Annotated in this window: 1 protein-coding gene and 1 pseudogene; both read left to right on the forward strand. The window is 66.9% G+C overall.

The genetic code is table 11. From position 1 onward, the window contains the following. Window positions 1–413, forward strand: a pseudogene (locus tag ACESMD_RS13035) (aconitate hydratase); the annotation flags it as partial. After that, window positions 410–1,331: hydroxymethylglutaryl-CoA lyase (locus ACESMD_RS13040; RefSeq protein WP_372613829.1), on the forward strand; the 922-nt coding region annotated here is incomplete at its 3' end. The pseudogene ACESMD_RS13035 and the gene ACESMD_RS13040, both read left to right, overlap by 4 nt.

A 1,331-nucleotide genomic window follows, 5' to 3' on the forward strand; every position in this document is an offset into this window, starting at 1 on the left:
ACCCCGGTTATGTGGACCGGGCGCGTCGTCGGGGCGAGGCAGGCCACATCATCCTCGGCGGAAACAACTACGGCCAGGGGTCCAGCCGCGAGAACGCCGCCCTGCTGCCGCGCCTGCTGGGCCTGCAGGTGGTCATCGCCCGCAGCTTCGCACGCATCCACTGGCAGAACCTGCCCTGCTTCGGGGTACTGCCCCTGACCCTGGAGAACCCGGAGGATTACGACCGCCTCGAGGAGGGTCAGCAACTGCGTATCGACAACCTTCGCGACCAGCTGGCCGCCGGGCAGCGCATCGAGGCCATCCTCGAAGATGGCCATCCGCTGGGCCTGATCCATGAACTCAGTCACCGGCAGCGCGACATCCTCTCGGCCGGCGGCGTCATCAACTGGTTGAAGCACAAGGAAAGCCCATGACCCTTCTCACGCCACCCGAACGCATCGATATCGTCGAGGTCGCGCCGCGTGACGGCTTCCAGTCGATCCGCGACCCCTTGCCCACCGAAGACAAGCGCCGCTGCATCCAGGCCTTGATCGATGCCGGCATCACCCGCATGGAAATCGGCTCCTTCGTCAGCCCCAGGGCGATTCCCCAGATGGCGGATACCGGCGAGCTGGTCGCCGCCTTCTCCGACCGTCCCGCCATGCGCTTCTCGGCCCTGGTGCCCAACCTCAAGGGGGCGGAGCTGGCCCTGGCTCAGGGGATTCGCGAACTGGTCTTCGTGGTCTCGGTTTCCGAATCACACAACCAGAGCAATGTCCGGCGCAGTGTCGAGGAGTCCCTGGCCGACCTGGCGCGGATCGTCGAACTCCTGGACCGCGAGGGCAATGCCTGCCTGCGGCTCGACCTGGGCACCAGCTTCGATTGCCCCTTCGAGGGCAACATCGACTGGCGACGAGTCGATGCCGTGCTCGACCAGGCCATGGCCATCTGTGGCCACCTCGACCTGGAAGTGGCGCTGTGCGACACCACCGGACGCGCCACCCCCTACCGGGTCGCCGAACACTTCACCCGCCTCATTGAGCGCCATCAAGCCCCTGACCTGAGTTGGGCCTTCCATGGCCATGACACCTATGGCATGGGTGTCGCCAATGCCCTCTTCGCCATTCATCACGGGGCCACGGCCATCGACGCGGCCTGCAGCGGCCTGGGCGGCTGTCCCTTTGCCCCCGGCGCCACCGGCAACACCGCCACCGAGGACCTGGTCTATGCCCTGGATGGCGGCAACAGCCACAGCGGCATCGACCTGCCGCGTCTATTGCTGGCCGCCGACGCCATCGCCGCGCTGCCCGGCGGGCAGACCGCCAGCCACCTGCGCCAGGTGCCCAGAAAAA

This window comes from Halomonas sp., assembly GCF_041689495.1.
Classification (GTDB): domain Bacteria; phylum Pseudomonadota; class Gammaproteobacteria; order Pseudomonadales; family Halomonadaceae; genus Halomonas.